Origin of the sequence: Pseudomonas sp. NPDC087817, from assembly GCF_044742875.1 — a bacterium.
Lineage (GTDB): Bacteria > Pseudomonadota > Gammaproteobacteria > Pseudomonadales > Pseudomonadaceae > Aquipseudomonas.
The window spans coordinates 48,545-49,037 of the sequence record NZ_JBIUVJ010000041.1 but is presented as its reverse complement, the minus strand read 5'-3'; the positions used below and the strand labels follow the sequence as shown (position 1 = coordinate 49,037).

At 60.0% G+C, this 493-nt stretch carries 1 pseudogene (only partly in view); it reads left to right on the top strand.

The features are described from left to right. Positions 1–493, top strand: a pseudogene (locus ACIONG_RS21605) (cbb3-type cytochrome c oxidase subunit I); its annotated part runs 421 nt beyond the window's last position; the annotation flags it as partial.

The following is a 493-nucleotide window of genomic DNA, read 5'->3' as shown; positions in this document are numbered from 1 at the left end:
GGCCGCTCGCCATTCTGCTGGCCATTGTCTGGGTCACCTACGGTCTGGTGTTCTTCGGCACCATCACCAAGCGCAAGACCAAGCACATCTACGTGGGTAACTGGTTCTACGGCGCGTTCATCGTCGTGACCGCGATGCTGCACATCGTCAACCACGCGTCCTTGCCGGTGAGCTTCTTCAAGTCCTACTCCGCCTACTCGGGCGCAACCGACGCGATGATCCAGTGGTGGTACGGCCACAACGCGGTGGGCTTCTTCCTCACCACCGGTTTCCTCGGGATGATGTACTACTTCGTGCCAAAACAGGCCGAACGCCCGATCTACTCCTATCGCCTGTCGATCGTGCACTTCTGGGCATTGATCACCCTGTACATCTGGGCCGGTCCGCACCACCTGCACTACACCGCCCTGCCGGATTGGGCGCAATCGCTGGGCATGGCAATGTCGATCATCCTGCTGGCGCCAAGCTGGGGCGGCATGATCAACGGCATGAT